Raw genomic sequence first — 23537 nt, forward strand, 5'->3', positions numbered from 1 at the left:
ATGCGTCAGGCAGTCCGATGTGGAATGCCGGAGGTGACGAGCATTCGCTACCGGAAGGCGCTCGGTCCGAGAAGACTCGCCTGCATGACGACGACGAGGACCTGGTTCATCACCGGCACGACGAGCGGCTTCGGCCGGCTCTGGGCGGAGGCGGCGCTCGAGCGCGGCGACCGGGTCGCGGCCACGGCCCGCGACACGGGCCGGCTCGCCGACCTGGCCGCCCGCTTCCCGGAGCGGCTGCTCGCGCTCGAGCTCGACGTGACCGACCGCGACGGCGTGCTCGACGCCGTCGCACAGGCGGAGCAGCGCTTCGGCGGGATCGACATCGTCGTGAACAACGCCGGCTACGGCCACTTCGGCATGGTCGAGGAGCTGACCGAGCGGGAGATCCGCGAGCAGATGGAGACGAACTTCTTCGGGGCGCTCTGGGTGACCCAGGCCGCGCTCCCGGCGCTGCGGCGCTCCCGGGGGCGCCTGCTGCAGGTCACCAGCGAGGGCGGCGTGCGCGCCTTCCCCGGGATCGGCGCGTACCACGCGTCGAAGTGGGCGCTGGAGGGACTGAGCGAATCGCTGCGGCAGGAGGTGGAGGCGCTCGGCGTCCGCGTCACCTGCGTCGAGCCCGGCCCCTACGCCACCGACTGGCTCTCGCGCGGGTCGCGGCGCAGCGCCGAGCGGGAGGAGTACACGACTGTGCGCGAGCACGGACCGGAGTTCTCGGTCGGCGACCCGGTCGCGACGATCCCGGCGATCCTCCGCCTCGTCGATGCGGCGGACCCGCCCGCCCGCCTGGTGCTCGGCTCGGTGCTCCCGATGATCGAGGCCGTCTACGAGGAGCGGCTGCGCACCTGGCGGTCCTGGTCGGACGTCTCGGCGGCGGCGTTCGGCGGCGGGCGGTGACCGGTCCCGACAGCGCGGGCTCGGTCCGTGTGCAGGAGGTCGTGGATCCGCACGACCACGAGATCGACGCGCCGCCGAGGGACGAGCTCCGGCTCGTCCTGGTGACGGCCGGCTCCTACGTGATCGAGAGCGCCCGACCCCACGGCCGCTGGGCGACCGGGCAGGCGGCCCCGGGCCGCACGTCCGCGACCCCGCCCGGGCGGGAGATCCGGGCCTCCTGGAGCAGCAGGAGCACGGAGCGGTTCGCCTCGCTGCACGTCGCCGTCGGATCGAGGCTGGTGGCGAGCGTCCTCGAGGCGTTCCCCGGCACGCCGGCCGCGCGGCTCGACGTCCTCGCGCTCGGCGACGACTACGTGCGCGCCTCGATGCTCGCGATCGGCCGGGCCGCACGCGTCGGCGCTCCCGCCCTGCTCGGGGAGACGGCGGCCCTCTCGCTGGTGGCGCATCTGCTCTCGCTCCCCGAGCCGGTCGCCCGGCGGGCCGAGCCCGGCCTCTCCCCCGCCCAGCTCGCCCTGGTCGCCGACCACCTCGTGGACCGGCTCGCGGATGCCGTGACCCTCGACGAGCTCGCCGCCCTGGTGCACCTCAGCCCGTTCCACTTCCTGCGCCGGTTCTCCGCCGCCACGGGGTCCACGCCGATGCGCCGCCTGACGGCGCTGCGGATGGAGCACGGCCGCGCGCTGCTGAGCCGCTCGGACGCTCCCGTCGCGGCGGTCGCCGCCGCCTGCGGCTACAGCACGCCCGCGGCCTTCGCCGCCGCCTACCGCCGCCACCACGGCGTCAGCCCGCGCGAGCACCGCGCCCGGTTCGAGTGAGGCGGTCAGGCGGCCAGGCGCCCCGCGGCGTCCACGCGCAGCTCTGCGAGGCGGTCGCGCGTCGCGAGCAGGTCCTCGATCTGCGCGTCGAGGCGGGCGTGCTCGCGTTCGAGGAGGCCGAGCATCGCCCGGGTGGTGGTGCCGGAGTAGATGCACGGGAGGAGCTGCACGACCTCGGTGCTGCCCAGGCCCGCCCGGAACAGCTGCTGGATCAGCAGGACCCGGTCGACGGCGTCCTGCTCGTAGACGCGCTGACCGCCGTCCGTCCGGCAGGAGCGGATCAGCTCCCGCGTCTCGTAGTAGCGGAGCGATCGCACGCTCACTCCCGTGCGCTCCGCGAGCTCGCCGATCCTCATCCGTTCTCCTCCGACCCCTTGCAGCTGACACTGATGTCAGATCCTACGGTCGACGACATGGACATCACAGGATCGACAGCACTCGTCACCGGCGCCAATCGGGGCCTCGGCGCCCGCTTCGTCGACCAGCTCCTCGACCGGGGCGCCGAGCGCGTCTACGCGACGGCGCGGCGGCTCCCGACGCTCGCGAGGCTCGATGCCGACCCGCGCGTCGTGACCCTCGAGCTCGACGTCACCGACCCCCGGCAGGTCGCCGCCGCCGCGGCCCGGGCCCGCGATGTCGACCTGCTCGTCAACAACGCGGGCATCGCCACCCTTCAGGACCTCGTCACCGGCGATCTCGAGCTCATCCGGGCGGAGATGGACACCCACTTCTACGGAGTCCTCGGGATGACGCGGGCCTTCGCCCCGATCCTCGGGAGCAACGGCGGCGGCGCGATCGTCTCGGTCCTGTCGCTGCTGTCCTTCCGCACCTATCCGGGCAACGGCGCCTACGCGGCGGCGAAGGCCGCGGAATGGCAGCTGACCAACAGCACTCGGCTCGAGCTGGCCGCACAGGGGACGCAGGTCCTGGCCCTGCACCTGTCCTCGACCGACACCGACATGATGGCCGGCTGGGACGTCCCCAAGGCGAGTCCGGAGTCGGCGGTCGCGCTCGCCCTCGACGCTCTGGAGGCGGGCCGCGAGGAGGCGCTCGACGAGGAGACCGCCGAGGTGAAGGCCCTGCTCGACCGCTCGCCCGAGGAGCTCTACGCGGCCCTCCGCTCGCCCACCGCCTCGTGACCGTCGTTCCGCAGGATCGCGCTCGTCCTCCGCAGGACCGCGATACCGCGGCGGACCCGGCCGCCCGAGAGTGGGATCGCCCCTCCTCCCCGATGAAAGGACCACCATGTCGAAAGTCGTGATCGTCTCCGGCGCCTCGAGCGGCTTCGGAGCGATGACCGTCCGCAGGCTCACCCTCGCCGGGCACCGCGTGTACGCCGGGATGCGCGCCCTCGGCACCCGCAACGCTCCGGCCGCCCGGGAGGCCCGCGACTTCGCCGAGCAGCACGGCGTGGACCTCCGCCCGATCGAGCTCGACGTGTCGGACCAGGCCTCCGTCGACGCCGCCGTCGCCCGCATCGCGGACGAGAGCGACGGGATCGACGTCGTCGTCCACAACGCCGGCCACATGGTCCTCGGGCCGACCGAGGCCTTCACGGTGGAGCAGCTCGCCGCGGCCTACGACGTCAACGTCCTCTCGACGCAGCGGCTGAACCACGCGGTCCTGCCGATCCTCCGCGCGCAGGAGGAGGGGCTGCTGGTGTGGGTGGGCTCGTCGAGCTCGCGCGGCGGCACCCCGCCGTACCTCGGGCCGTACTTCGCCGCGAAGGCCGCGGAGGACGCGCTCGCGGTCGGCTACGCGGTGGAGGTGGCGCGCTTCGGGATCGACACGGTGATCGTCGTCCCGGGGTCGTACACGACCGGGACCAACCACTTCGCCCACGCCGGCCGGGCGGAGCGCGACGACATCGCCTCCGCGTACGAGGACCGCTACCCGGGTCTGATGGAGGACGTGTCGGCGCGCCTCGCCGAGCTCGCCCCCGACGACGCCGACCCGGAGGAGGTCGCCGCCGAGATCGCGCGGGTGGTCGACCTGCCCCGCGGCTCGCGCCCCTTCCGGATCGTCATCGATCCGGCCGACGACGGCGCCGCCCGCGTCTTCGAGCTCTGCGACGCCGTCCGCCGCGAGTTCTACGAGAGGATCCGCATGCAGGACCTGCTCGCCCCCACCGACACCACGACCCAGGGAGAGACCCGATGACCGCACAGCACCAGCCCCGCACCGCTCTCGTGACCGGCGGCTCCGGAGGCATCGGGCGCGCCGTCGTCGAGCGCCTCGCCCGCGACGGCTTCTCGGTCGCGGTGCACTACTCCGGCAACCGCGACCGTGCAGAGAGCGTCGCGGCGCGAGCCCGGGAGACGGGCGTCGAGGCCGTCGTCGTCGGAGGCGACGTCGCGGACGAGACGGCGATGGCGGCAGCCTTCAGCGAGGCCGAGGAAGCGCTCGGCGGTCTGGACGTGGTGGTCAACACCGCGGGGATCATGATCCTCGGGCCCGTCGCGACCTTCGATCTCGCGGACCTCGACCGGATGCACCGCACCAACATCCGCGGGCCCTTCGTCATCGCGCAGCTCGCCGCGGCGAGGCTCCGGCCCGGCGGCGCGATCATCGGCTTCTCCACCAGCGTGACGCGCACGTCGTTCCCGACCTACGCGCCCTACGTCGCGTCGAAGGCGGCGGTCGAGGCGATGACCCTCGTCCTCGCGCGCGAGCTGAGGGGCCGGGACATCACCGTCAACGCCGTGGCTCCGGGGCCCACCGCCACTCCCCTGTTCCTCGACGGGAAGTCGGAGGAGGAGGTGGCCCGGCTCTCCGGCGCCGTCCCGCTGGAGCGGCTCGGGCAGCCCGAGGACATCGCCGAGACCGTCGCGTTCCTGGCCGGACCCGGCCGCTGGATCAACGGGCAGATCGTCTTCGTCAACGGCGGTCTCGCCTAGGCGGCGCGGGCGGAGCGGCCGCACTGCTCCGCCCGTGTCCGCGCGTCTCAGGGGACACGCAACCCGAGATCAGGGTCATCCCTGATCCGTCCCCGCCCGCCGTCTCCGAGAATCGACCCATGCCCCCTGCCGCCTCCCGCCCGCCCCTCCTGCGCGCTCTGCTCGTCGCCCTGCTCGGCGGTCTCGTCCTGGGCGGGCTCACCAGCCTGCTGCAGGGCTCCCTCCCGCCGTCGCTGAGCTCGTTCGCCAACTCCTCCGGGGGCTGGTCGATGCTCGTGTTCGCGCTCGTGCGCCTCGGCGGCGCCCGGCCTGTGGCGGCGGCCGCGCTCGGACTGCTGAGCTTCTGGGCGCTCCTCGAGGGCTACGACCTGGTGACCGCGGCGCGCGGCTTCGGCTACTCGCTCCCCTTCACCGACGTCTTCTGGCTGCTCGCCGTCCCCGCCGGTCCGATCCTGGGGGCCGCCGCCGCGCTCACCCTCCACGGATCGAGGACCTGGCGCGTCCTGGCCGTCGCGCCGCTCTCGGGCGTGCTGATCGGCGAGGGCGTCTGGGCGCTGGGCGCGGTCGCCGACACCACGAGTCCGGTGTACTGGTGGCTCCAGATCGTCCTGGGTGCTGGCTTCCTCGTCCTGGCCGTCGTGCGGAGGAGGCCCCGGGTGCTCGTCTCGCTCGCGGCTCTCGGCGTCACCGCGGCGGCCGCCGTCGCCTTCTTCGTCGTCTACTCCGCGCTGTGAACCGCCGTTCGACCGGGCCGTCGCGGCCCCTCCGCGCACTCGCGGGTGCCGCCCTCCTCCTGGCCCTCGCCGGGTGCGCCGGCACGGCGGACACCCCGGTCACGCCGCCGTCGTCCACCTCCGTGCCGTCTCCGGCGTCCTCCGCCACCCCTCCACCGATCGACGTCTCCGCCGACCTGGCCGCGCTCGAGAGGGAGTTCGACGCCCGGATCGGCGTCAGCGCCGTCGACACCGGCTCGGGCCGCAGGGTCGAGCACCGGGCCGACGAGCGCTTCGGCTACGCCTCGAGCCTCAAGGCTCTCGCCGCGGCGGAGTTCCTGCGCACCGTCCCCGCCGCCGAGCGGGACGACGTGGTGACCTGGACCGCCGCCGACATCGAGGCGGCGGGCTACTCCCCCGTCACAGAGGCGAGCACCGCCACCGGCCTGCCTCTGTCGCAGCTCGCCGAGGCAGCGGTCCGCCGGAGCGACAACACGGCGCTGAACCTGGTGCTCCGGCGCCTCGGCGGACCCTCCGCCCTCGACCGCGGACTCGAGGCCCTCGGTGACACCACGACCGAGGTGGTGAACGAGGAGCCCGCGCTGAACACGATCGAGCCCGGCAGCACCGAGGACACCACCACCCCGGCCGCGTTCACGGCGGACCTCGCCGCGGTCGCCACGGGTGACGTGCTGTCCGCGGAGGACCGCGCGCTCCTGCTCGACTGGATGAGCGGCAACGCCACCGGCGACACGCTCGTCCGGGCGGGTGCACCGGCCGGCTGGAGCGTCGCGGACAAGTCCGGGGGCGCCGGCGGGATCCGCAACGACGTCGCCGTAGTGACGCCGCCCGGGCGGGACGCGGTCGTACTGTCGATCCTCACGTCGCGGAACGACCCGGAGGCGGACTACGACGACGCGCTCGTCGCCCGCGCCGCGGCCGTCGTGCTGGGAGCGCTGCAGTAGCGTCCGCTCTCCGTCAGCAGTGCCGGTTCACGTAGCCCGTTGCGCCACGGGGGACGACGTCGCGGTCGCGGAGGGTGACCGAGATGCGCCGGCCCTGCTCGGCGCAGGCCTCGGCGTAGGCGGACCGGCCGTTGTCGGTGTACTCGATCTCGTAGACCTGGCGCCCGTAGACGTCCGTGTAGGCCGCGCACTCGTCGTAGACCTGGCACTCCTCGACGACCGCGAAGTCGAAGCCGACCGTCCTCCTCCCGGCAGCGGCGTGGTCGGCCCCGTTCTTCTGGCCGATCGCCAGGCCGGAGCGGTGAGCGCGCGCCGTCAGGAGGGTGGCGAACGCCAGCGCCTGCGATGTCGTCAGCCTCCCGCCCGAGCGGGTGTAGCTGTCCAGGTTGTCGGCCTCGACGGCGTCGAAGCCGTCCTCGGCGCAGCCGTCGATCCAGGCGCCCACGATCGCGAGCAGAGCGGTCCGCTTCGCGGAGGTCGAGACGTCGAAGAGGTACTCGTCCGGCCAGCCCGGGTCGGCGAGGGGCTTCCCGTCCGCTCTCCTCACCAGGAGCTCGGGGTGCCGCTTCGCGAAGGCGGCGCTCTCGCCGGGCTGGGTCTGGAAGGCGTTCACGTAGCAGATGCTGTACCGGCCGGCGGCGGGCGGATCCGTGCGGTCGCGGTCGACGATCGTGACGCTCGACGCCGGAGCGTAGGCGCCTCCCAGCTGGTAGTCGAGGACGCCGTTCGCGGGAGGGAGGAGCGGAGCCGCCGAGGCGGCGGCGGGCTGGACCAGCAGCAGACCGGCGACGACCAGGGCGAGGAGGCCGAGACGGGGCCGACGCGGCCTCATCCGGGTGACCCCGCCCGAACGCGCCCTGCGGCTCGCACCCCCGTGGCCGCCGGCAGCGCGCCGAGTGCGAGCTCGCCGATCCCGGCGATGCGGTCCGCCGGTGCTCCGTCACGGGCCTGCATCGACATCCCGCTGAGCACGGCGACGACGAACGCGGCGACGGATCCGGCGTCCGTCTCCGGCGACACGTCGCCCTCCTCGACGCCCCGCTCGACACGGGCGGTGACGAGCGCCTCCATCTCCCGGCGACGAGCCTCGAGCCGCGGCTCGCTCAGCACGAAGCAGCCGGCCGGAGTGCCGGGCGCGGAGTACCCCTCCGCGCTGACGCGGACGACGGCAGCGACGGCCTCCCGCGCCGTCGGCCTGTCGAGCAGCTCCTCGAGCACGGCGTTCGCGGTGCCGGAGTAGCAGTCCGCGGCGGCCTCGAACAGCTCGTCCTTGTCGCCGAAGGCCGCGTACAGACTCGGCGCCGAGATGCCGATGTCGCGAGTGAGCACCGCGACCGTGGTCTCGTCGTAGCCGTCGCTCCAGAAGCGGTTCATCGCGGTCCGCAGCGCCGCTTCGCGATCGAAGCTCCTCGGTCGTCCTGCCATGCCCATCAATCTATAGCAGGCGCTACGGAATGTGCTAGCGTCCTCGCCACACGTTCTTTATCGATCGCTACAGAAAGCGGGACCCCATGCAGATCCACGACTCCATCGCCCTCGTCACCGGCGCCAACCGGGGCATCGGCGCCGAGTTCGTCCGGCAGCTCCGCGCCCGCGGGGCCCGGACCGTCTACGCCGCCGCCCGCGACGTCTCTTCGATCCAGGCGAGCGAGGGCGTGGTGCCCGTCGCGCTCGACGTGACGGACCCGGCGCGCATCGAGCAGCTGGCCGCCGAGCTCGGCGACGTGCAGATCCTCGTCAACAACGCGGGCATCGCGCCGACCGTGCCCTTCCTCACCGGCGACATCGCGGAGATCCGCCGCACCGTCGAGACGAACGCGTTCGGACCGCTCCTGCTGGCCCGCGCCTTCGCCGGCCACCTGCGCCGCGCCGGCGGCGGCGCCGTGCTCAACGTGCTGTCCGTGTCGTCCTTCACGTCGTTCCCGGGCGCCGAGTCCTACTCGATGTCGAAGGCCGCGGCGTGGAGCGCGACCGACGGCCTCCGCCTCGCTCTCGCCGAGCAGGGCACCCAGGTCCTGGGCCTGCACATGGGGTTCGTCGACACCGACATGGCGTCCTGGACGGACGCGCCCAAGTCCTCGCCCGACGCGATCGTGACCGCCGCCCTCGACGGCCTCGAGCGCGGCGACTCCGAGGTGCTCGCCGACGACATCGCCCGCAGCGTCAAGACCGGCCTCGCTCTCGACCCCGCGGAGCGCTACGGGCAGCTGCTCGCCGACTGATCCTCGTTCGGCGGGGTCACCGGAGGTCGTCGTCGATGCTGCGGAGGTCGAGGACGAAGCGGTAGCGCACGTCGTTCCTCGCCAGCCGGTCGAGGGCGGTCCCGATCTCCGCGACCGGCAGCACCTCCACCTCCGCGGCGACGCCTTCAGCGGCGCAGAAGTCGAGCAGGTCCTGCGTGTACCGGCGCCCTCCGCTGCCGGCCGAGGCGAGCCTCTTCCTGCCGACGAGCAGGTCCAGGACGTCGACCGTCACCGTGCCGAGGTGCCCGAGGAGGAACAGGGTGCCGTCGAGGGCGAGGACGCGCAGGTAGGGCGCCGGGTCGTGCGGGGCGGACACCGTGTCGATCTCGACGTCGAGCGAGTCGCGAGCGGCGGCGAGCGCCTCCGCGTCGGTCGTGACGACGACGTGCTGCGCTCCGAGCCTGCGGGCGTCGGCCTCCTTGCCCGGTGACGTGGTCAGGAGCGTGACCTCGGCGCCGAGAGCCGCGCCGAGGCGGACCGCCAGGTGACCGAGTCCGCCGAGGCCCGCCACGCCCAGACGGGTCCCGGGGCCGACTCCCGACGCTCTCAGCGGCTCCCAGACCGTGATCCCCGCGCAGAGCAGCGGTGCGGCCGCGGCCGGATCCAGCCCCTCGGGGAGCGCATAGGCGAACCGCTCGCCCACGACGTACCGGCCGGAGTACGCCCCGAGCGTGGGCGTGCCGTCGACCCGGTCCCTGCCGCCGTACGTGAGGGTCGGGAAGCTCTCGCAGAAGTTCTCCTGGCCCGCGCGGCACATGCCGCACTCGCCGCACGAGTCGACGATGTTCCCTACCGCGACCGCGTCGCCCGGGCGGAACGCCGTGACCGCCGCGCCGACGGCGAGGACCTCGCCGACGAACTCGTGACCGGGGACGAGCGGGAATCCCGCGTCGGCGCCCAGCGCGTGGAGGTCGCTGTGGCAGACGCCGCAGAAGTCGACGCGGACGTCGAGGTCGTCGGCGCGCAGCTCGCGCCGCTCGAGGACGAAGGGACGGAGGGAGTCGCCGGGACGCTCGGCGAGGAGTGCAGTGGTGAGCATGCCAGCGAGACTACCTACCGGTTGGTAGGTCACGCAGGATCATCAGCGGAGTCGCAGGGCCGCGTCGACGACCTCTCCCAGCGCGGCTCGTCGGCGCTGGTGCACCGGGTGCGGGTCGCCGCGGTCGGCGACCACGGTGACGGAGCCCTGGGCCCAGGCCGCGGCGGTCGCGATGAGGAGGGTCCAGAGGTCGGCGGGGTCGAGGTCGGGGCGGAGGACGCCGGCGCGCTGCTGCTCCGCGATGTCGGCGAGGTTCGCCTCGTCGATGCCCTCGTTGCCCGCGTAGAGGTAGCCGGCCGGCTCCTGCTCGAGCCGCTTCCACATGACCAGGCGCATCAGCGCGGGGTCGGCCAGGTAGTCGTCGTAGAGCCGTCTCGCGTAGTCCGCGGGGTCCGCCGCCGTGAAGGGCACCCGCTGGGCGTTGGCGAGCACGTGCGCGTCGAACACCGCGTCGAACAGTCGCTCCTTCGCTCCGAAGTGCGAGTACAGCATCGGCTTGCTCATCCCCGACCGTGCCGCGATCCGGTCCACCCGTGCTCCCGCCAGCCCGTGCGCCGCGAACTCCTCCGTCGCCGCCTCGAGGATCCGCTGCCGTGTCCGCTCCGCTCCCACGCCCTCACCGTACCCGCCGCTCCCGCGCCCGCTCGCGCCTCGCCCCACCATCGGCACCGCCGAACAGCCGATCCGCGTGGAGCGGATCGCCCCAGGCGGACGCACCCCGCTCCACGAAACGCACCCCCGTCACCAAGCCGCCCGCGCCACGCCGGGCAGGGACCGGCGTGCCACCGGCACCGCCGAACGGCCGATCCGCGTGCCAGCGGATCGTCCCAGGCGGACGCACCCCGCTCCCCGGAACGCACCACCTCGACAAGCCGACCGCGCCACGCCGGGCGAGGACCGGCGCGCCACCGGCACCGCCGAACGGCCGATCCGCGTGCCAGCGGATCGCCCTAGGCGGACGCACCCCGCTCTACGAATCGCACCCCGTCGAGAAGCCGACCGCGCCACGCCGGGCAGGGACCGGCGTGGCACCGGCGCCGCCGAACGGCCGATCCGCGTGCCAGCGGATCGCCTTAGGCGGACGCACCCCGCTCCCTGGAACGCGCCACCTCGACAAGCCGACCGCGGTGACGCCGGGCGAGGACCGGCGGCACCGCTGAGCCGGGCGCCGCCCGGCTCAGCGCATTCAACACAGCCTCTCGAACCATGCGAGGGCGCTCTGGTCGGTGAGGTTCGCGACCTGGTCGACGATGACGCGGCGGCGGGCGTCGTCGTCGCCGGCGGCGTGCCAGTCCTCGGCGAAGCCGGGCTCGAGCGTTCCCGGGCCGCGGTCGAGGAGGGTGTCGGCGAGGCGGGTGAGGACTTCGCGCTGCTGGGCGTAGATGGGCTGGCGGGTGTTCCGCGACATCACGAAGGTCGCGACGATGCCCTTGAGGACGGCGATCTCGGCCTGCTGCTCGCGGGGGACGACGACGTGGCCGCCGAAGCGGACGAGGTCGGGGTGCTGGTAGGCCTCGCGGGTGGCCTCGGTGGCGGCGGCGGCGAAGCGGCCGATGAGCTGGCTGGTGAGGTTCTTGAGCCGGGCCTGGTCGCGGCGGGAGCCGTCCCAGGAGGAGACCCACACGTCGAGCGAGTCGAGTCGGTCGAAGGCGGCGACGAGCTCGTCGTGTCCGACCTCCCCGCCCACCCAGGAGTGCATCGACTGCACGAGGTCCTCGTGGTCGGCGCGGGAGCCGAGTGCTTCGACGTCGATGTATCCGGAGACCACCGCGTCCTCGAAGTCGTGCACGGAGTAGGCGATGTCGTCCGAGAGGTCCATCACCTCGGCCTCGATGCAGCGCACCCCCTCGGGGGCGCCTTCCCGCATCCAGGCGAACGCGGGGGCGTCGTCGGCGTAGAAGCCGAACTTGGCGCGGCCCGACGGGTCGGCGACCGAGCGCGTGTCGGGCCAGGGGTACTTGCAGCTCGCGTCGAGGCTGGCGCGGGTGAGGTTCAGCCCGTAGGGGCGGGCGTCCTCGCCGAACACCTTCGGCTCGAGCCGCGTGAGCAGCCGGAAGGTCTGCGCGTTGCCCTCGAAGCCGCCGATCCCCTCGGCCCAGGTGTTGAGCGCGCGCTCGCCGTTGTGCCCGAACGGCGGGTGCCCGATGTCGTGGGCGAGGCAGGCCGTGTCGACGACGTCGGGGTCCAGGTCGAGGCTCGTGGCGAGCTCCCGGCCGATCTGCGCCACCTCGAGCGAGTGCGTCAGGCGGTTGCGCGCGAAGTCGACACCGGCCGTAGGGCTGAGCACCTGGGTCTTCGCGGCCAGGCGGCGGAGCGCGCTGGAGTGGAAGAGCCGGGCGCGGTCGCGGGCGAAGTCGGAGCGGCGGGTCGAGTGGTCCTCCGGCAGGAATCGCTCGGTGTCGACGAGCGAGTACCCCCAGAGCGCGCGGTCATCCACCGCTGTTGTGGATCTCGGCGGCCGAGACCGCGTCGCGCTGCCCGGCGTCGAGCTCGCGGGACTCGAGCCAGCGGTCCGGCAGGGAGGGGACCTTCGGCGAGCCGGCGCGGCCCCGCTGCCCCTCGGCCGCCTCGCCGGGGTAGGGCTGCGTCCAGTCGAGCGTCGCCAGGAGCTCGTCGAGCTGCGCGAGCGACTCGACGGTCGCCAGGCGGGCGCGGAGGTCGCCGCCGACGGCGTAGCCCTTGAAGTACCAGGCGACGTGCTTGCGGATGTCGCGGCAGCCGCGCTCCTCGCTCTCGAAGAAGTCGACGAGCAGCTCCGCGTGGCGGCGGAACGCCTCGGCGACCTGCCCGAGCGAGGGGCGGAACCGCTCGTCGGAGCCGGCGAACGCGGCGGCCAGGTCGCCGAAGAGCCAGGGGCGCCCGAGGCAGCCGCGACCGACGACGACTCCGTCGCAGCCCGTCTCGGCCATCATCCGCAGCGCGTCCTCGGCCGACCAGATGTCGCCGTTGCCCAGCACGGGCACGCTCGTGACCGTCTCCTTGAGCGTGGCGATCGCCGACCAGTCGGCGTGCCCGCTGTAGAACTCCGACGCGGTGCGCGCGTGCAGCGCGATCGACGCGACTCCGGCGCCCTCGGCGGCACGGGCGGCCTCGAGGTAGGTGAGGTGGTCCGGGTCGATGCCCTTGCGCATCTTGACGGTGAGCGGGACGTCGCCGGCGGCCTTCACGGCGCCCTCGACGATCTGCCGGAACAACGGGAGCTTCCACGGCAGAGCCGCTCCCCCGCCCTTCCGGGTGACCTTGGGCACGGGGCAGCCGAAGTTGAGGTCGATGTGGTCGGCCCGGTCCTCGGCGACGAGCATGGTGACGGCCTCGGCGACCGTGACCGGGTCCACTCCGTAGAGCTGGATCGAGCGCACCGACTCGCTGGGGTGGTGGCGGATGAGGCGCATCGACTCCGGCGTGCGCTCGACGAGCGCGCGGGAGGTGATCATCTCGCTGACGTAGAGGCCGTTGCCGAACTCGCGGCAGAGGCGGCGGAACGCCGTGTTGGTGATGCCCGCCATGGGGGCGAGCACCACCGGCGCGTCGAGTTCGAGGGGGCCGATCCGGAGCGCCGGCGCGGTGCGCGCGGGCGGGGCGGCCGTGAGAGTGGAGGACATCGGTATCGATTCTCCCAGATCCTGTGTTGGGGAAGGCGGAGTGACGAGCGGAGAGGTGGAGAGATGAGCGGGAGCACACCTGTGGAGGACGGTTCGCAGCGGCTGGAGGCGGACGCGTCCGCCCGTGGCCTGGCGGTCGAGATCGTGGAGAGGCCGACTGCCGGCAGCCTGCACGAGGCGGCCGCGCTGCTCGGCATCGAGCCCGGCGACATCGTGAAGTCGCTCGTGGTGAAGCGCCACGACGGCGGCTACCTGTTCGCTCTCGTCCCCGGCGGGCGGCAGATCGCATGGCCGAAGCTGCGCGCGGTGGTCGGAGTGAACAAGCTCCGCCTCCCCGACGAGACGGCCGCCCTCGAAGCGACCGGCTACCGGCGCGGCACCATCACCCCGATCGGCTCCACGACGGCCTGGCCGGTCTACGCCGACGAGCGGATCCTCGGCCGCCGCGTGGCGATGGGAGCGGGGGCCGACGGGCGCAGCGCCTTCGTCGACGCGGACGCCCTCGTGGCCGCCTACGGCGCGACCGTGGCCGACATCACCGTGGAGGAGCCTCCGCGCTGATCGACGGCACGGTCCGCGGTCCGGTTCCCGCGTCCGGCGGCACGGCGCAGACACCGTCCGCGCACAGCGGCCCGTCGGAGCCGCCGAGCATCTCGAACGGTCCGCTCATGCGACGGCCGCCCGCTGCTCCAGCACGTGCTCGAGCACCTCGGTGAACGCCGCCGGCTCCTGGGCGCCGGAGACGCCGAAGCGCCCGTCGAGGACGAAGAACGGCACCCCCGAGATCCCGTACTCGCGGGCCTGGGCGATGTCGGACTGCACCCGCCCGAGGTAGCGCTGGTCCTCGAGAGCGCGGCGCGTCTCCGCCGGGTCGAGCCCGACCTCGCCGGCGAGCGAGGCGAGCACGTCCGGGTCGGCCAGGTCGCGGCCCTCGATGAAGTACGCGCTCAGCAGCCGCTCGACGAGCTCGAGCTGCAGTCCGTTCTCCTTGGCGTGGTGGAGCGCCTGGTGGGCGGTGACCGTCTTGACGTGGCGCACCGACTCGAAGTGGTAGTCGAGGCCGACGCTCGCCGCGATCGCCGTGACGGAGTCGAGCATCTCCTGCGCCTGCGCCTCCGGGACGCCCTTGTGCTCGGCGAGGAACGCCGCCTCTCCCCCGCGGTAGTCCTCCGGGGTGTCCGGCGAGAGCTCGAAGCTGCGGTACTCGACGACGACCTCCGGAGCCTCGGGGTGCGCGGCGCGGAAGGCCTCGAGGCCCCGCTCGAACCGGCGCTTCCCGATGTAGCACCAGGGGCAGGCGATGTCGGACCAGACGTCGACGGACAGGGGGCTCGGCTCAGCACTCACCCCCAGGACAACGGAGGGGGCGCTCCGCTATTCCCGCAGCACGCGGACGAGCTCGTCCACGTCGGACTCGTCGTTCCAGAGGTGGAAGGCGATGCGGAGCCGGCCGCCGCGGCCCGAGACGCGCAGACCCGCGGCCTGCAGCCGCTCCAGGTCGGCTCCCCCCTCGTCCGGCCAGGACACGAGCGCCCGGTGCTGAGGCTCCCGGTCCAGCCGCTCGCACAGCGAGTCTCCGAGACCGGAGGCGTGCGCCCAGACCGCGTCGAGGTCGAGCGAGCGGAACAGGGCGAGCGACGCCTCGGCTCCGGCGAACGCCTGCCAGGCCGGCGAGACGTCGAAGCGGCGGGCGTTCTCGGCCAGGTGCATCGCCGGTCCGTAGCAGGACGACCACACGTCCTCCCCCGAGTACCAGCCCGCCTGAACGGGGACGAGCTCGGCCGCATAGGCGGGCGAAACGGTGAGGAACGCCACTCCGCGCGGCGAGCACAGCCACTTGTAGGCGTGGGTGAGGGTCGCGTCGAAGCGGGAGGCGTCGACCGGCAGGACGCCGGCGGCCTGCGTGAGGTCGCACGCGGTCCGCACCCCGTGCCGCGCGGCCGCGTCGAGGACGGCGTCGAGATCGGCGAGGGCCCCGCTGCTGGATTGCACGGCGGAGAAGACGACGAGGTCGTCCGCGTCCTCGACGGAGTCGGCCAGCGCCTCGAGCGCGACGGAGCGCACGACCACTCCGCGGTGCGCCTGGGCGAGGAAGGGGAACACGATGGAGGAGAAGTCGCCGTCCACGCAGAGGACGCGGGCCCCGTCGGGGAGCGAGGCGGCGAGCACGGCGGCCATGGCGGAGGTCTGCGAGCCGATCGCGACGCGGTCGACCGGAACGCCGGCGATCGCGGCGAACGAGGCCCGAGCGCGCTCGGCGACCGCTCCGTAGGCGGCTGCCGTGCTCTCCCCGGACGACCAGACGTCGAGGTCGGCGCGCAGCGCCTCCACGGTCTCCCGCGGCGGCAGGCCGAGGGTGCAGGCGTTGTGGTAGCCGCGGGCACCGGTGAAGCGCGCGCGCAGGTCGGCGTGGTTCGGCAGTGCGGTGCTCACCCCTCGAGGATGACGCTCCGGAGCCGGATCGCCAAGACCGGGGAGCGACCGGGCGCGTCGGCGGCGGGCCCGGTCAGCGGGCGGCGAGGGCGTGCGCCTGCTCGAGGACGGCGACGACCTCGCGGGCCTCGCGGACGTCGACCGGCGAGGGAGCGCCCTCCTGGAGCGACCGCGCGACCTGCTCGAGGAACGCGGCGTAGCGTCCCCGCTCGCTCGGCACGGGGTGGGAGCCGGACTCGTCGACCAGGACGCCCCAGCCCTCCGGCGTGACCTCGCCGAAGCCCTCGTCGTCCGGCCGGGCGCCGCCGGTGCGGAGCGCGCTCTCCTGCGGATCGAGACCGTCGACGCTGAACGCGGCGCGCGTGCCGAGCACGCGGAAGCGGGGGCCGGTCGCCCGGGCGACGCGGCTCATGGCGAGGTGGGATCGCACGCCGCTGTCGTGCAGGAGCGAGACGAACGCGTCGTCCTCGCTCGCCGAGCCCTCGTGGACGGTCCGGGTCTCGGCCGCCGTCACGACCGCCGGGCCGAAGAGCAGCAGCGCCTGGTCGACCAGGTGGCTGCCGAGATCGAAGAGGATCCCGCCGCCCTCCGCCGGACCTGTCCCACTCTGCCACCGGCCCGTCTTCGGCGCGCTCCAGCGCTCGAAGGTCGACTCGAAGCGGAGGACCTCACCGAGGACTCCTTCGCCCAGGAGGCGGCGGAGGGTGAGCAGATCGGCGTCCCAGCGTCGGTTCTGGAAGACGAAGACGGGCGCGCCGCTGCGCTCGGAGGCGGCGATGATCGCGTCCGCGTCGGCCGTGCTCGGTGCGAAGGGCTTGTCGATCACGACGGCGGCACCGGCCTCGAGCACCCGGACGGCCTGCTCCCGGTGCACCGACGGCGGCGAGGCGAGCACGACCAGCTCCGGCCGCTCGGCGAGCACCGCGTCGAGGTCGGGCACGATCCTGGCGAGCGGATGCGCGGCGGAGGCCGCCGCGATCCGACCGGCGTCGCGCGTGGAGACGGCGACGACCTCGAACGCCGGGTCGGCCGCGAGGAACGGACCGTGGAAGACGCTGCCCGCGAGCCCGAAGCCGACGATCCCGGCCCGGATCACGAGGAGGCCCCCGGCACGTCGACCGCGCCGCCGAACCGGCGGGAGCGGCCGGAGTAGTGCTCGATCGCATCCCAGAGGTCGGCCCGGGTGAAGTCCGGCCAGAGCCGGTCGAGGAACACCATCTCGGCGTAGGCGCTCTGCCAGAGCAGGAAGTTGCTGGTGCGCTGCTCGCCGGAGGAGCGCACGAAGAGGTCGACGTCCGGCATCTCGGGCACGTACAGCGCCCGGGCGATCGTCTTCTCGGAGATGCCGGAGGGCTTGAGACGCCCTGCCTGGACCTCGGAAGCGAGCCGCTGCACCGCGTCGGCGATCTCGGTGCGCCCGCCGTAGTTGACGCACATCGTGAGGGTGAGCACATCGTTGTCCGCGGTCATCCGCTCGGCGAACTGCAGCTCGTTGATCACCGACGCCCACAGGCGCGGCTTCCGGCCGGCCCAGCGGATGCGCACGCCCCACTCGTTGAGCTGGTCGCGGCGGCGGTGCAGAACGTCGCGGTTGAAGCCCATCAGGAAGCGCACCTCCTCGGGCGAGCGCTTCCAGTTCTCGGTCGAGAACGCGTAGACGCTGAGGTGCTTCACGCCGATCTGGATCGCTCCGGCCACGACGTCCAGCAGAGCCGACTCGCCGCGCTTGTGCCCCTCGATCCGCGTCAGGCCGCGGGAGTTCGCCCAGCGGCCGTTGCCGTCCATCACGATCGCGACGTGGCCCGGCACGGCCTTCCGCGGGATCGCGGGCGGGTGGATCCCGGTCCAGTCGAGGGGGCGGTACGGCTCGGCGTCCTTGTGGGTGAAGGGCTTCATCGGGTGACGTGCTCCAGGGATCTCAGACCGCGTTCGAGGTGGAACTGCGTGTAGGCGGCGACCACTCCGCTCGCCCGCGACCGCGTGGTCGGCTCGGTGGTCTCGGCGTGGGCCCAGTCTCCCGTGAGCAGCGCGCCCAGCAGGACCACGACCTCCGGTGCGACCCGCGGTGCGCCGGGCGGCGTGCAGTCGGTGCAGACGACGCCTCCGAGCTGCACCACGACCGCGCCGTGGGGTCCGGGGGCGCCGCAGCGCGCGCAGTCCTCGAAGCTGGGCGCCCAGCCCGCGATCGAGAGCGCCCGCAGGAGGTAGGAGTCGAGGGTCAGCACCGGCTCGTGCTCGTGCTTCGAGAGCGAGCGCAGGGCCCCGACGAGCAGGAGGTACTGCTGCAGGGAGGCGTCCGCGTCGGTGAGGCGGTCGGCCGTCTCGACCATCGCGCTCGCCGCGGTGTAGCTGTCGTAGTCGGCGGCGATGAGCGCACCGTAGGCGCCGAGCGACTCGGCCTGCGTGACGATGTCGAGGCTCCGGCCCTCGTAGAGCTGGAGGTCGGCGACCATGAACGGCTCGAGCCGCGAGCCGAACTTGGAGCCGGTCTTGCGCACGCCCTTCGCCACCGCGCGGATCTTGCCGTGGCTGCGCGAGAGCAGCGTCACGATACGGTCGGCCTCGCCCAGCTTGTGCGTGCGTAGCACCACGGCTTCGTCGCGATAGGTGGGCATCCCCCGATTATCCCCCCGACCCCCGACACCGGCCTGGCAGCCCGGCCGGAGCAGGGCTCGCGCCGTGGAACGATGTCCGGGTGGCAGCCTCCCTCTTCGAGATCCCGGCCTGGGCCGACCTGCTCGCGATCGCCATCGGCTGCCTCCAGGGCGCGATGTTCGCGGGCGAGTTCCGCGACCGCCGGATCGACCTGCTCGGCGTGACGATCATCGGCACGGCCACCGGCCTCGGCGGCGGCGTGCTCCGCGACCTGCTGCTGCAGACCCCGCTGGTGGCGCTGCACACCAACGCCTACCTCCTCGTCGCTGTGACCGCCTCGCTCCTCGGAATGCTGCTGCAGCACGTGCTCAACCGGGTCGACGGCACCATCACCGCCCTCGACGCGCTGACCCTGGGGCTCTTCGGCGCGATCGGCACCACGAAGGCCCTGTCGCTCGGCGTGCCGGAGGTGCCGGCCGTGTTCGTCGGGACGGTGTCGGCGGTCGGCGGCTCGGTCGTGCGCGACATCCTCCTCAACCGCCCGATCGCGCTGATGCACGTGGGCTCGCTGTACGCGGTCGCGGCGTCCGTCGGCACGGGAGTGCTCGTCGTGGCGCTGCGGTTCGGGGTGACGATCGACTTCGCGGCGCCCCTCGCCGTGGCGGTGGTGACGCTCATCCGCCTGCTCGCGGTGCGCTACGGCTGGAGCCTGCCCGAGCAGCGCGCCCTGAGGGGCGTGCCGCGCCTCCGCTGGCGCCGGCGCACCTGAGGCCGCTGCTCCGCTGCGGACGGAGCGAGCCGCCGTGGGGACCCGCTGGTGCGGGCTCCCCCGACGGCTCGAGGCGTCGCGGCGGTGCGGGTCAGGCCGAGGCGCCGGCCAGCTCGCGGACCGGGACCTCCTCGCGCAGAGCGCGGTTGACGGCCGAGACGATGGCCTTGAGCGAGGCGGTCGAGATGTCGGCATCCACGCCCACGCCCCACAGGGTGCGGCCGTTCACCGTGCACTCGACGTAGGAGGCGGCCAGCGCGTCGCCTCCGGCGCTGAGGGCGTGCTCGACGTAGTCGAGGACCCGGACCTCGACGCCCTGCTGCTCCAGCACGGCCTCGAAGGCGTTGATCGGGCCGTTGCCCCGCGAGCTGGCCGAGACGCGCTCGTCGCCCACCCGGAGCACCGCGTCCAGGGCGATGCTGCCGCCCAGATCGCTCGACGTGTTCGTGCGCAGCAGCTCGAAACGGCCCCACTTCTCGTCGGCGCGCTCGGCGGGCGCCGGCAGGTACTCGTCCTGGAACACCGTCCAGATCTGCTCGCTGGTGACCTCGCCGCCCTCGGCGTCGGTCTTGGCCTGCACGACGCCCGAGAACTCGATCTGGAGCCGGCGCGGCAGGTCGAGCGCGTGGTCCGTCTTCAGCAGGTACGCGACCCCGCCCTTGCCGGACTGCGAGTTGACGCGGATGACCGCCTCATAGGAGCGGCCCAGGTCCTTCGGGTCCACCGGCAGGTAGGGCACCGCCCAGGTGAGCTCGTCGACGCTGCGGCCGGTGCGCTCGGCCTCGGCCTGCATCGCCTCGAAGCCCTTCTTGATGGCGTCCTGGTGCGAGCCGCTGAAGGCGGTGAAGACCAGGTCGCCCGCCCAGGGGCTGCGCTCGGGCACGGGCAGCTGGTTGCAGTACTCGGCGGTGCGCTTGATGCCGTCCATGTCGCTGAAGTCGATCTGCGGGTCGATCCCCTGGGTGAACAGGTTGACGCCCAGCGCGACCAGGTCGACGTTGCCGGTGCGCTCGCCGTTGCCGAAGAGGCAGCCCTCGATCCGGTCGGCGCCGGCCAGGTAGCCCAGCTCGGCCGCCGCCACGGCCGTGCCGCGGTCGTTGTGGGGGTGCAGCGACAGCACGATGTTCTCGCGCTGGGCGAGGTTGCGGCTCATCCACTCGATCGAGTCGGCGTAGACGTTCGGGGTGGCCATCTCGACGGTGGCGGGCAGGTTCAGGATGACCTTGCGCTCCGGGGTCGGCTCGAAGACCTCGACCACGCGGTCGCAGATCTCGCGGGCGAAGTCGAGCTCGGTGCCGGTGTAGCTCTCGGGCGAGTACTCGTAGTAGACGGCCGTGCCGGGGACGGTCGACTCCATCTCGCGGCACTTGCGGGCGCCGGCCAGGGCGATGTCGATGATGCCCTGGCGGTCCTTGCGGAACACGACCTCGCGCTGCAGCACGCTCGTGGAGTTGTAGAGGTGCACGATCGCCTGGCGCGCGCCGCGGATCGACTCGTAGGTGCGCTCGATCAGGTGGTCGCGGGCCTGGGTCAGCACCTGGATGGTGACGTCCTCGGGGATCGCGCCCTCCTCGATGAGGCTGCGAACGAAGTCGAAGTCGGTCTGGCTCGCGCTCGGGAACCCGACCTCGATCTCCTTGTAGCCCATCCGGACCAGCAGGTCGAACATGATGCGCTTGCGCTCGGGGCTCATCGGATCGATGAGCGCCTGGTTGCCGTCGCGCAGGTCGACGGCGCACCAGCGGGGCGCGGACGTGATCCGCTTCGACGGCCAGGTGCGGTCGGGCAGGTCCACGGCGATCAGCTCGTGGAAGGGACGGTACTTGCCGATCGGCATGGGCGACGGCTTCTGGTTGTTCAGCATGAGGTGCTCTCCCGGCGCAGTGGTGCGCACGTGTCTGTTCTCGCTCGTGACCGATCCCGCTCGCACGCGGCACCGCTGGTGGGCGGTGCCGGTCGGGCGGTCTCGCGGGGACCCGGATGCGGATCGACCTCGCGGGCGAGGGATGGTTCAGCCGACGACGGACTCCGCGACGAGGATGGCCTGAGGATCAGATCTCGTCGCGGCGGAGAAGGAGGAGCTGTCCGAAGCGCACCCGGTCAGGGTAGCACCGCCCCCGCGGCGCGTCACCCCGGCGTCCCGCTCTACGAGACCAGGCCGTTCTCGTAGGCGTAGACCACCAGCTGCACGCGGTCGCGCAGGCCGAGCTTGCCGAGGGTGCGGCTGATGTGCGTCTTCACCGTGGCCTCGCTCAGGAACTCGGCGCGGGCGATCTCGGTGTTGCTCATCCCCCGCGCGGCCAGGTGGAAGATCTCGCGCTCGCGGTCGGTGAGGGTCGCGAAGGCGGGCGGGGTCTCCCGTCCGCTGCCCGCCGCTCCGAAGTGCTCGAAGAGCTCGCGGGTCGCGGAGGCGGCGACCACGGCGGTCCCCGCGTGCACGGTGCGGACGGAGGCGAGGAGGAAGCCGGGCTCCGTGTCCTTCAGGAGGAAGCCGCTCGCGCCCGCCCGGATGGCACGCGCGGCGGCCTCGTCGAGGTCGAAGGTGGTCAGCACGAGGATGCGCGGAGGCTCGACCCGCCGCTCCTGCGCGTCCGCGAGGATCCGCCGGGTCGACTCGATCCCGTCGACGCCCGGCATCCGGATGTCCATCAGCACGACGTCCGGGGCCAGTCGCGCGACCAGCTCCGCGCCCTCCGCTCCGTCCGAGGCCTCGCCGACCACCTCGAGGTCGGGCTGCGAGCCGAGGAGCATGCGGATGCCGGCGCGGAAGAGGGCCTGGTCGTCGACCAGGACGAGGCGGATGGTGTCGGTCATGCGGGGCTGCCTCCGGAGGCGAGGGGTGGGGCGGTGCGGGCGAGGGACGGAGAGGAGGGCAGGCGCGCGTCGACGACGAAGTCGTCCCCGACCGGGCCGGCGGCGAGCACTCCCCCGACGAGAGCGGCCCGCTCGCGCATGCCGACCAGGCCGTGGCCCTCGCCCGGCAGGGAGTCGCGCTCGACGTCGGCACAGCGGGCGTTGCGCACGGTCAGGGCGAGCTCGCCGCCGTCCTGGCGCAGGGCGATGTCGAGCGGCGAGCCCGGGCGGCCGTGGCGGAGAGCGTTCGTGGTCGCCTCCTGGGCGATGCGGTACAGGGCGAGACCGACGGCGCGCGGCACCGCCTCGAGGTCGACGGCCAGCTCGGCGCGGACGGGGGCGCCGGCTCCGCCCACGCTGTCGAGGAGGGCCGGCAGGTCGCGGGCGCCGGGCTGCGGGCCGTCGCTCTGCGAGTGGCGCAGCTGGGCGAGCAGCACGCGCACGTCGCCGAGGGCGTCCCGTGCGACGGAGGAGATGGTCAGCAGCGCGGCGTCGGTCTGCTCGGGGCTGCCGGCACCGAGGTAGCGCGCGCCGTCGGCCTGCGCGATCACCACGGCGAGAGAGTGGGCGACGACGTCGTGCATGTCGCGCGCGATCCGGTTGCGCTCCTCCACGGTGTCGAGCTCGCGCTGCGCCCGGGCGCGCTCCTGCTCGGCCTGCGCGCGCAGGGTCTGGCCCTCCCGGGCCCGGCGGACCGACCGGGAGAGCAGGCCGATGGTCCAGGAGAGGCCGAGCGTCGCGAGGATCCCGCCGAAGGTGGCGCCGGCCGGCAGGAGGCCGTCGTAGGCGTTCGCGACGAGGTCGAACACGAGGACGAGGTAGACGACGGCGACCACGGCACCGAGGACGGCCGACACCGCGCCCGCGATCCGGATCCGCCGCGACTCCGACGCTCCGGCGCCGAAGAGGACCGCCAGGATGGCCAGATCCGCCGGTCCGGGAGCGAGGCTCGCGCTCATCTGCAGGGCGGCACCGGCCCAGGCGATCGAGAGTGCGAGCGCCGGGGACCGCCGGTGCAGCACGAGCGCGACCGCGAGCACGCCCGCGACCAGCAGCTGCATCCCGCCGTCCACCCCGGCGAACGGGAGGCCGGCGACGAGGAGGAGCAGCAGCGCCTGACCGCCGGCGACCCCCACCGCGAAGGGGTCCTGCGGGCCGGCGACCCGCGTCAGCAGCGCATCGATCCGATCGCCCGCGAGGACCGGCGCCCGCAGCGCGTTGAGGTACACGAGGACCTTCGCAGCACCGAGCACGGAGGTGACCGCGAGGGCGACCAGGGCGAGGACCACGAACTCCACGCGGGCCGGGAGCCCGGACGGATCGAGCGGGCCGGAGAGACCGAGCGCGACGGTGACGCCGCCGATCCCGGCGAGGATCAGGCCGCCCGCGAGCGCCAGGGCACGGGTCCAGGGGCCCACCCGGCGGGTGGTCTGCCAGAGGACGACCAGGCCGACGAGCACCCCGTCGACGGGGACGCCGCCCAGCAGGACGCCTCCGTCGGCGAGCGCGCCGACCGCGACGAGCGAGGGCGCGAGCGCGGGCAGGAAGCCCGCGACCGCGAGGGCCAGCGCGAGCACGAGGCCGCCGGGGATGCGCTCGGACGGAGTGACCCCGGTGAGCCCGAGCAGCAGGTGGAGGGCGGCGAGCAGCGCCCCGGCGATCGGCAGGGCCGCCGGTCGGTCGAGGAGGGCGCGCATGGGGTCCACGCTACGGGTC

25 protein-coding genes are annotated in these 23537 nt (G+C 73.5%); 10 read left to right on the forward strand and 15 right to left on the reverse strand.

What is annotated here, in order from left to right; genetic code table 11:
* The first annotated feature begins 84 nt into the window (after window positions 1–84).
* Together GSU45_RS09445 and GSU45_RS09450 are read left to right on the forward strand one after the other, a co-directional pair.
* On the forward strand, window positions 85–897 hold the full coding sequence (locus tag GSU45_RS09445) for an SDR family NAD(P)-dependent oxidoreductase (RefSeq protein ID WP_159914472.1): 813 nt from the start codon (window positions 85–87) through the stop codon (window positions 895–897).
* Entirely contained in the window at window positions 894–1712 is an 819-nt protein-coding gene (locus GSU45_RS09450) for an AraC family transcriptional regulator (protein ID WP_159914474.1), read from the forward strand. Before GSU45_RS09445 ends, GSU45_RS09450 begins: the two co-directional genes overlap by 4 nt.
* 5 nt (window positions 1713–1717) lie before the next feature.
* Here GSU45_RS09450 and GSU45_RS17240 read toward each other — a convergent pair whose 3' ends face one another.
* A complete protein-coding gene (locus tag GSU45_RS17240; protein ID WP_159914476.1) occupies window positions 1718–2068 on the reverse strand; it encodes a MerR family transcriptional regulator in 351 nt (116 codons plus the stop codon).
* A gap of 57 nt (window positions 2069–2125) precedes the next feature.
* Here GSU45_RS17240 and GSU45_RS09460 point away from each other — a divergent pair, with 57 nt between their 5' ends.
* The 5 genes from GSU45_RS09460 (at window position 2126) to bla (ending at window position 6287) form a co-directional block, all read left to right on the forward strand.
* Window positions 2126–2851 carry an SDR family oxidoreductase gene (locus tag GSU45_RS09460; RefSeq protein WP_159914478.1) on the forward strand — a complete coding sequence of 242 codons (726 nt, stop codon included), beginning with the start codon at window positions 2126–2128 and terminating at the stop codon, window positions 2849–2851.
* Between the two features lie 106 nt (window positions 2852–2957).
* Entirely contained in the window at window positions 2958–3872 is a 915-nt protein-coding gene (locus GSU45_RS09465) for an SDR family NAD(P)-dependent oxidoreductase (protein WP_159914480.1), read from the forward strand.
* On the forward strand, window positions 3869–4609 hold the full coding sequence (locus GSU45_RS09470; protein WP_159914482.1) for an SDR family oxidoreductase: 741 nt from the start codon (window positions 3869–3871) through the stop codon (window positions 4607–4609). The genes GSU45_RS09465 and GSU45_RS09470 overlap by 4 nt, the downstream gene beginning before the upstream one ends.
* Window positions 4610–4728: 119 nt before the next feature.
* Window positions 4729–5343, forward strand: coding sequence for a DUF6518 family protein (locus tag GSU45_RS09475; protein WP_159914484.1), 615 nt, complete (start codon window positions 4729–4731; stop codon window positions 5341–5343).
* Window positions 5340–6287 (forward strand): class A beta-lactamase, encoded by a 948-nt coding sequence (bla, locus tag GSU45_RS09480; protein WP_159914486.1) that lies wholly within the window; start codon window positions 5340–5342, stop codon window positions 6285–6287. Before GSU45_RS09475 ends, bla begins: the two co-directional genes overlap by 4 nt.
* Before the next feature lie 13 nt (window positions 6288–6300).
* On the opposite strand, the gene GSU45_RS09485 is transcribed toward bla, so the two are convergent.
* Window positions 6301–7119 carry an endo alpha-1,4 polygalactosaminidase gene (locus GSU45_RS09485; RefSeq protein WP_159914488.1) on the reverse strand — a complete coding sequence of 273 codons (819 nt, stop codon included), beginning with the start codon at window positions 7117–7119 and terminating at the stop codon, window positions 6301–6303.
* Window positions 7116–7712 (reverse strand): TetR/AcrR family transcriptional regulator, encoded by a 597-nt coding sequence (locus GSU45_RS09490; RefSeq protein WP_159914490.1) that lies wholly within the window; start codon window positions 7710–7712, stop codon window positions 7116–7118. The genes GSU45_RS09485 and GSU45_RS09490 overlap by 4 nt, the downstream gene beginning before the upstream one ends.
* A gap of 86 nt (window positions 7713–7798) precedes the next feature.
* On the opposite strand from GSU45_RS09490, the gene GSU45_RS09495 reads away from it, so the two are divergent.
* Window positions 7799–8509, forward strand: a complete 711-nt coding sequence (locus tag GSU45_RS09495; protein ID WP_159914492.1) for an SDR family oxidoreductase — start codon at window positions 7799–7801, stop codon at window positions 8507–8509.
* 16 nt (window positions 8510–8525) lie between these two features.
* On the opposite strand, the gene GSU45_RS09500 is transcribed toward GSU45_RS09495, so the two are convergent.
* The 4 genes from GSU45_RS09500 to dusB all read right to left on the reverse strand — a co-directional run bounded on the left by GSU45_RS09500 (window position 8526) and on the right by dusB (window position 13171).
* Window positions 8526–9569, reverse strand: coding sequence for an NAD(P)-dependent alcohol dehydrogenase (locus GSU45_RS09500; RefSeq protein ID WP_159914494.1), 1044 nt, complete (start codon window positions 9567–9569; stop codon window positions 8526–8528).
* Between the two features lie 42 nt (window positions 9570–9611).
* The gene (locus GSU45_RS09505) at window positions 9612–10181 is read right to left on the reverse strand and encodes a TetR family transcriptional regulator (RefSeq protein ID WP_244248080.1); all 570 of its coding nucleotides are present in this window, start codon (window positions 10179–10181) and stop codon (window positions 9612–9614) included.
* A 574-nt stretch (window positions 10182–10755) separates the two neighbouring features.
* On the reverse strand, window positions 10756–12006 hold the full coding sequence (locus GSU45_RS09510; protein WP_159914498.1) for a deoxyguanosinetriphosphate triphosphohydrolase: 1251 nt from the start codon (window positions 12004–12006) through the stop codon (window positions 10756–10758).
* The gene (dusB, locus tag GSU45_RS09515; protein WP_104223437.1) at window positions 11999–13171 is read right to left on the reverse strand and encodes a tRNA dihydrouridine synthase DusB; all 1173 of its coding nucleotides are present in this window, start codon (window positions 13169–13171) and stop codon (window positions 11999–12001) included. The genes GSU45_RS09510 and dusB overlap by 8 nt, the downstream gene beginning before the upstream one ends.
* A 63-nt stretch (window positions 13172–13234) precedes the next feature.
* Here dusB and GSU45_RS09520 point away from each other — a divergent pair, with 63 nt between their 5' ends.
* Window positions 13235–13732 (forward strand): YbaK/EbsC family protein, encoded by a 498-nt coding sequence (locus GSU45_RS09520; protein WP_159914500.1) that lies wholly within the window; start codon window positions 13235–13237, stop codon window positions 13730–13732.
* A 105-nt stretch (window positions 13733–13837) separates the two neighbouring features.
* On the opposite strand, the gene GSU45_RS09525 is transcribed toward GSU45_RS09520, so the two are convergent.
* The 5 genes from GSU45_RS09525 to recO all read right to left on the reverse strand — a co-directional run bounded on the left by GSU45_RS09525 (window position 13838) and on the right by recO (window position 18219).
* On the reverse strand, window positions 13838–14518 hold the full coding sequence (locus GSU45_RS09525) for a DsbA family oxidoreductase (RefSeq protein WP_159914502.1): 681 nt from the start codon (window positions 14516–14518) through the stop codon (window positions 13838–13840).
* 27 nt (window positions 14519–14545) lie between these two features.
* Entirely contained in the window at window positions 14546–15604 is a 1059-nt protein-coding gene (locus GSU45_RS09530) for an aminotransferase class V-fold PLP-dependent enzyme (RefSeq protein WP_159914504.1), read from the reverse strand.
* 73 nt (window positions 15605–15677) lie between these two features.
* Window positions 15678–16700 (reverse strand): Gfo/Idh/MocA family oxidoreductase, encoded by a 1023-nt coding sequence (locus tag GSU45_RS09535; RefSeq protein WP_159914506.1) that lies wholly within the window; start codon window positions 16698–16700, stop codon window positions 15678–15680.
* Window positions 16697–17500 (reverse strand): isoprenyl transferase, encoded by an 804-nt coding sequence (locus GSU45_RS09540; RefSeq protein WP_159914508.1) that lies wholly within the window; start codon window positions 17498–17500, stop codon window positions 16697–16699. Before GSU45_RS09540 ends, GSU45_RS09535 begins: the two co-directional genes overlap by 4 nt.
* Window positions 17497–18219: a DNA repair protein RecO gene (recO, locus tag GSU45_RS09545; protein ID WP_104276822.1), complete on the reverse strand. Its 723-nt coding sequence runs from the start codon at window positions 18217–18219 to the stop codon at window positions 17497–17499. The genes GSU45_RS09540 and recO overlap by 4 nt, the downstream gene beginning before the upstream one ends.
* Before the next feature lie 80 nt (window positions 18220–18299).
* Here recO and GSU45_RS09550 point away from each other — a divergent pair, with 80 nt between their 5' ends.
* Complete coding sequence (locus GSU45_RS09550; protein ID WP_159914510.1) at window positions 18300–18968, forward strand: TRIC cation channel family protein; 669 nt, start codon at window positions 18300–18302, stop codon at window positions 18966–18968.
* A 91-nt stretch (window positions 18969–19059) separates the two neighbouring features.
* Here the strand turns inward: GSU45_RS09550 and leuA are convergent, their stop codons facing one another.
* The 3 genes from leuA to GSU45_RS09565 form a co-directional block, all read right to left on the reverse strand.
* Entirely contained in the window at window positions 19060–20832 is a 1773-nt protein-coding gene (gene leuA / locus GSU45_RS09555) for a 2-isopropylmalate synthase (protein ID WP_159917027.1), read from the reverse strand.
* Window positions 20833–21113: 281 nt separating this feature from the next.
* On the reverse strand, window positions 21114–21782 hold the full coding sequence (locus GSU45_RS09560; protein ID WP_104234459.1) for a response regulator transcription factor: 669 nt from the start codon (window positions 21780–21782) through the stop codon (window positions 21114–21116).
* Window positions 21779–23518, reverse strand: a complete 1740-nt coding sequence (locus GSU45_RS09565; protein WP_159914512.1) for a histidine kinase — start codon at window positions 23516–23518, stop codon at window positions 21779–21781. The genes GSU45_RS09560 and GSU45_RS09565 overlap by 4 nt, the downstream gene beginning before the upstream one ends.
* Window positions 23519–23537: the final 19 nt, after the last annotated feature.

The sequence above is a fragment of the Rathayibacter sp. VKM Ac-2801 genome, assembly GCF_009834245.1.
Taxonomy (GTDB): domain Bacteria; phylum Actinomycetota; class Actinomycetes; order Actinomycetales; family Microbacteriaceae; genus Rathayibacter.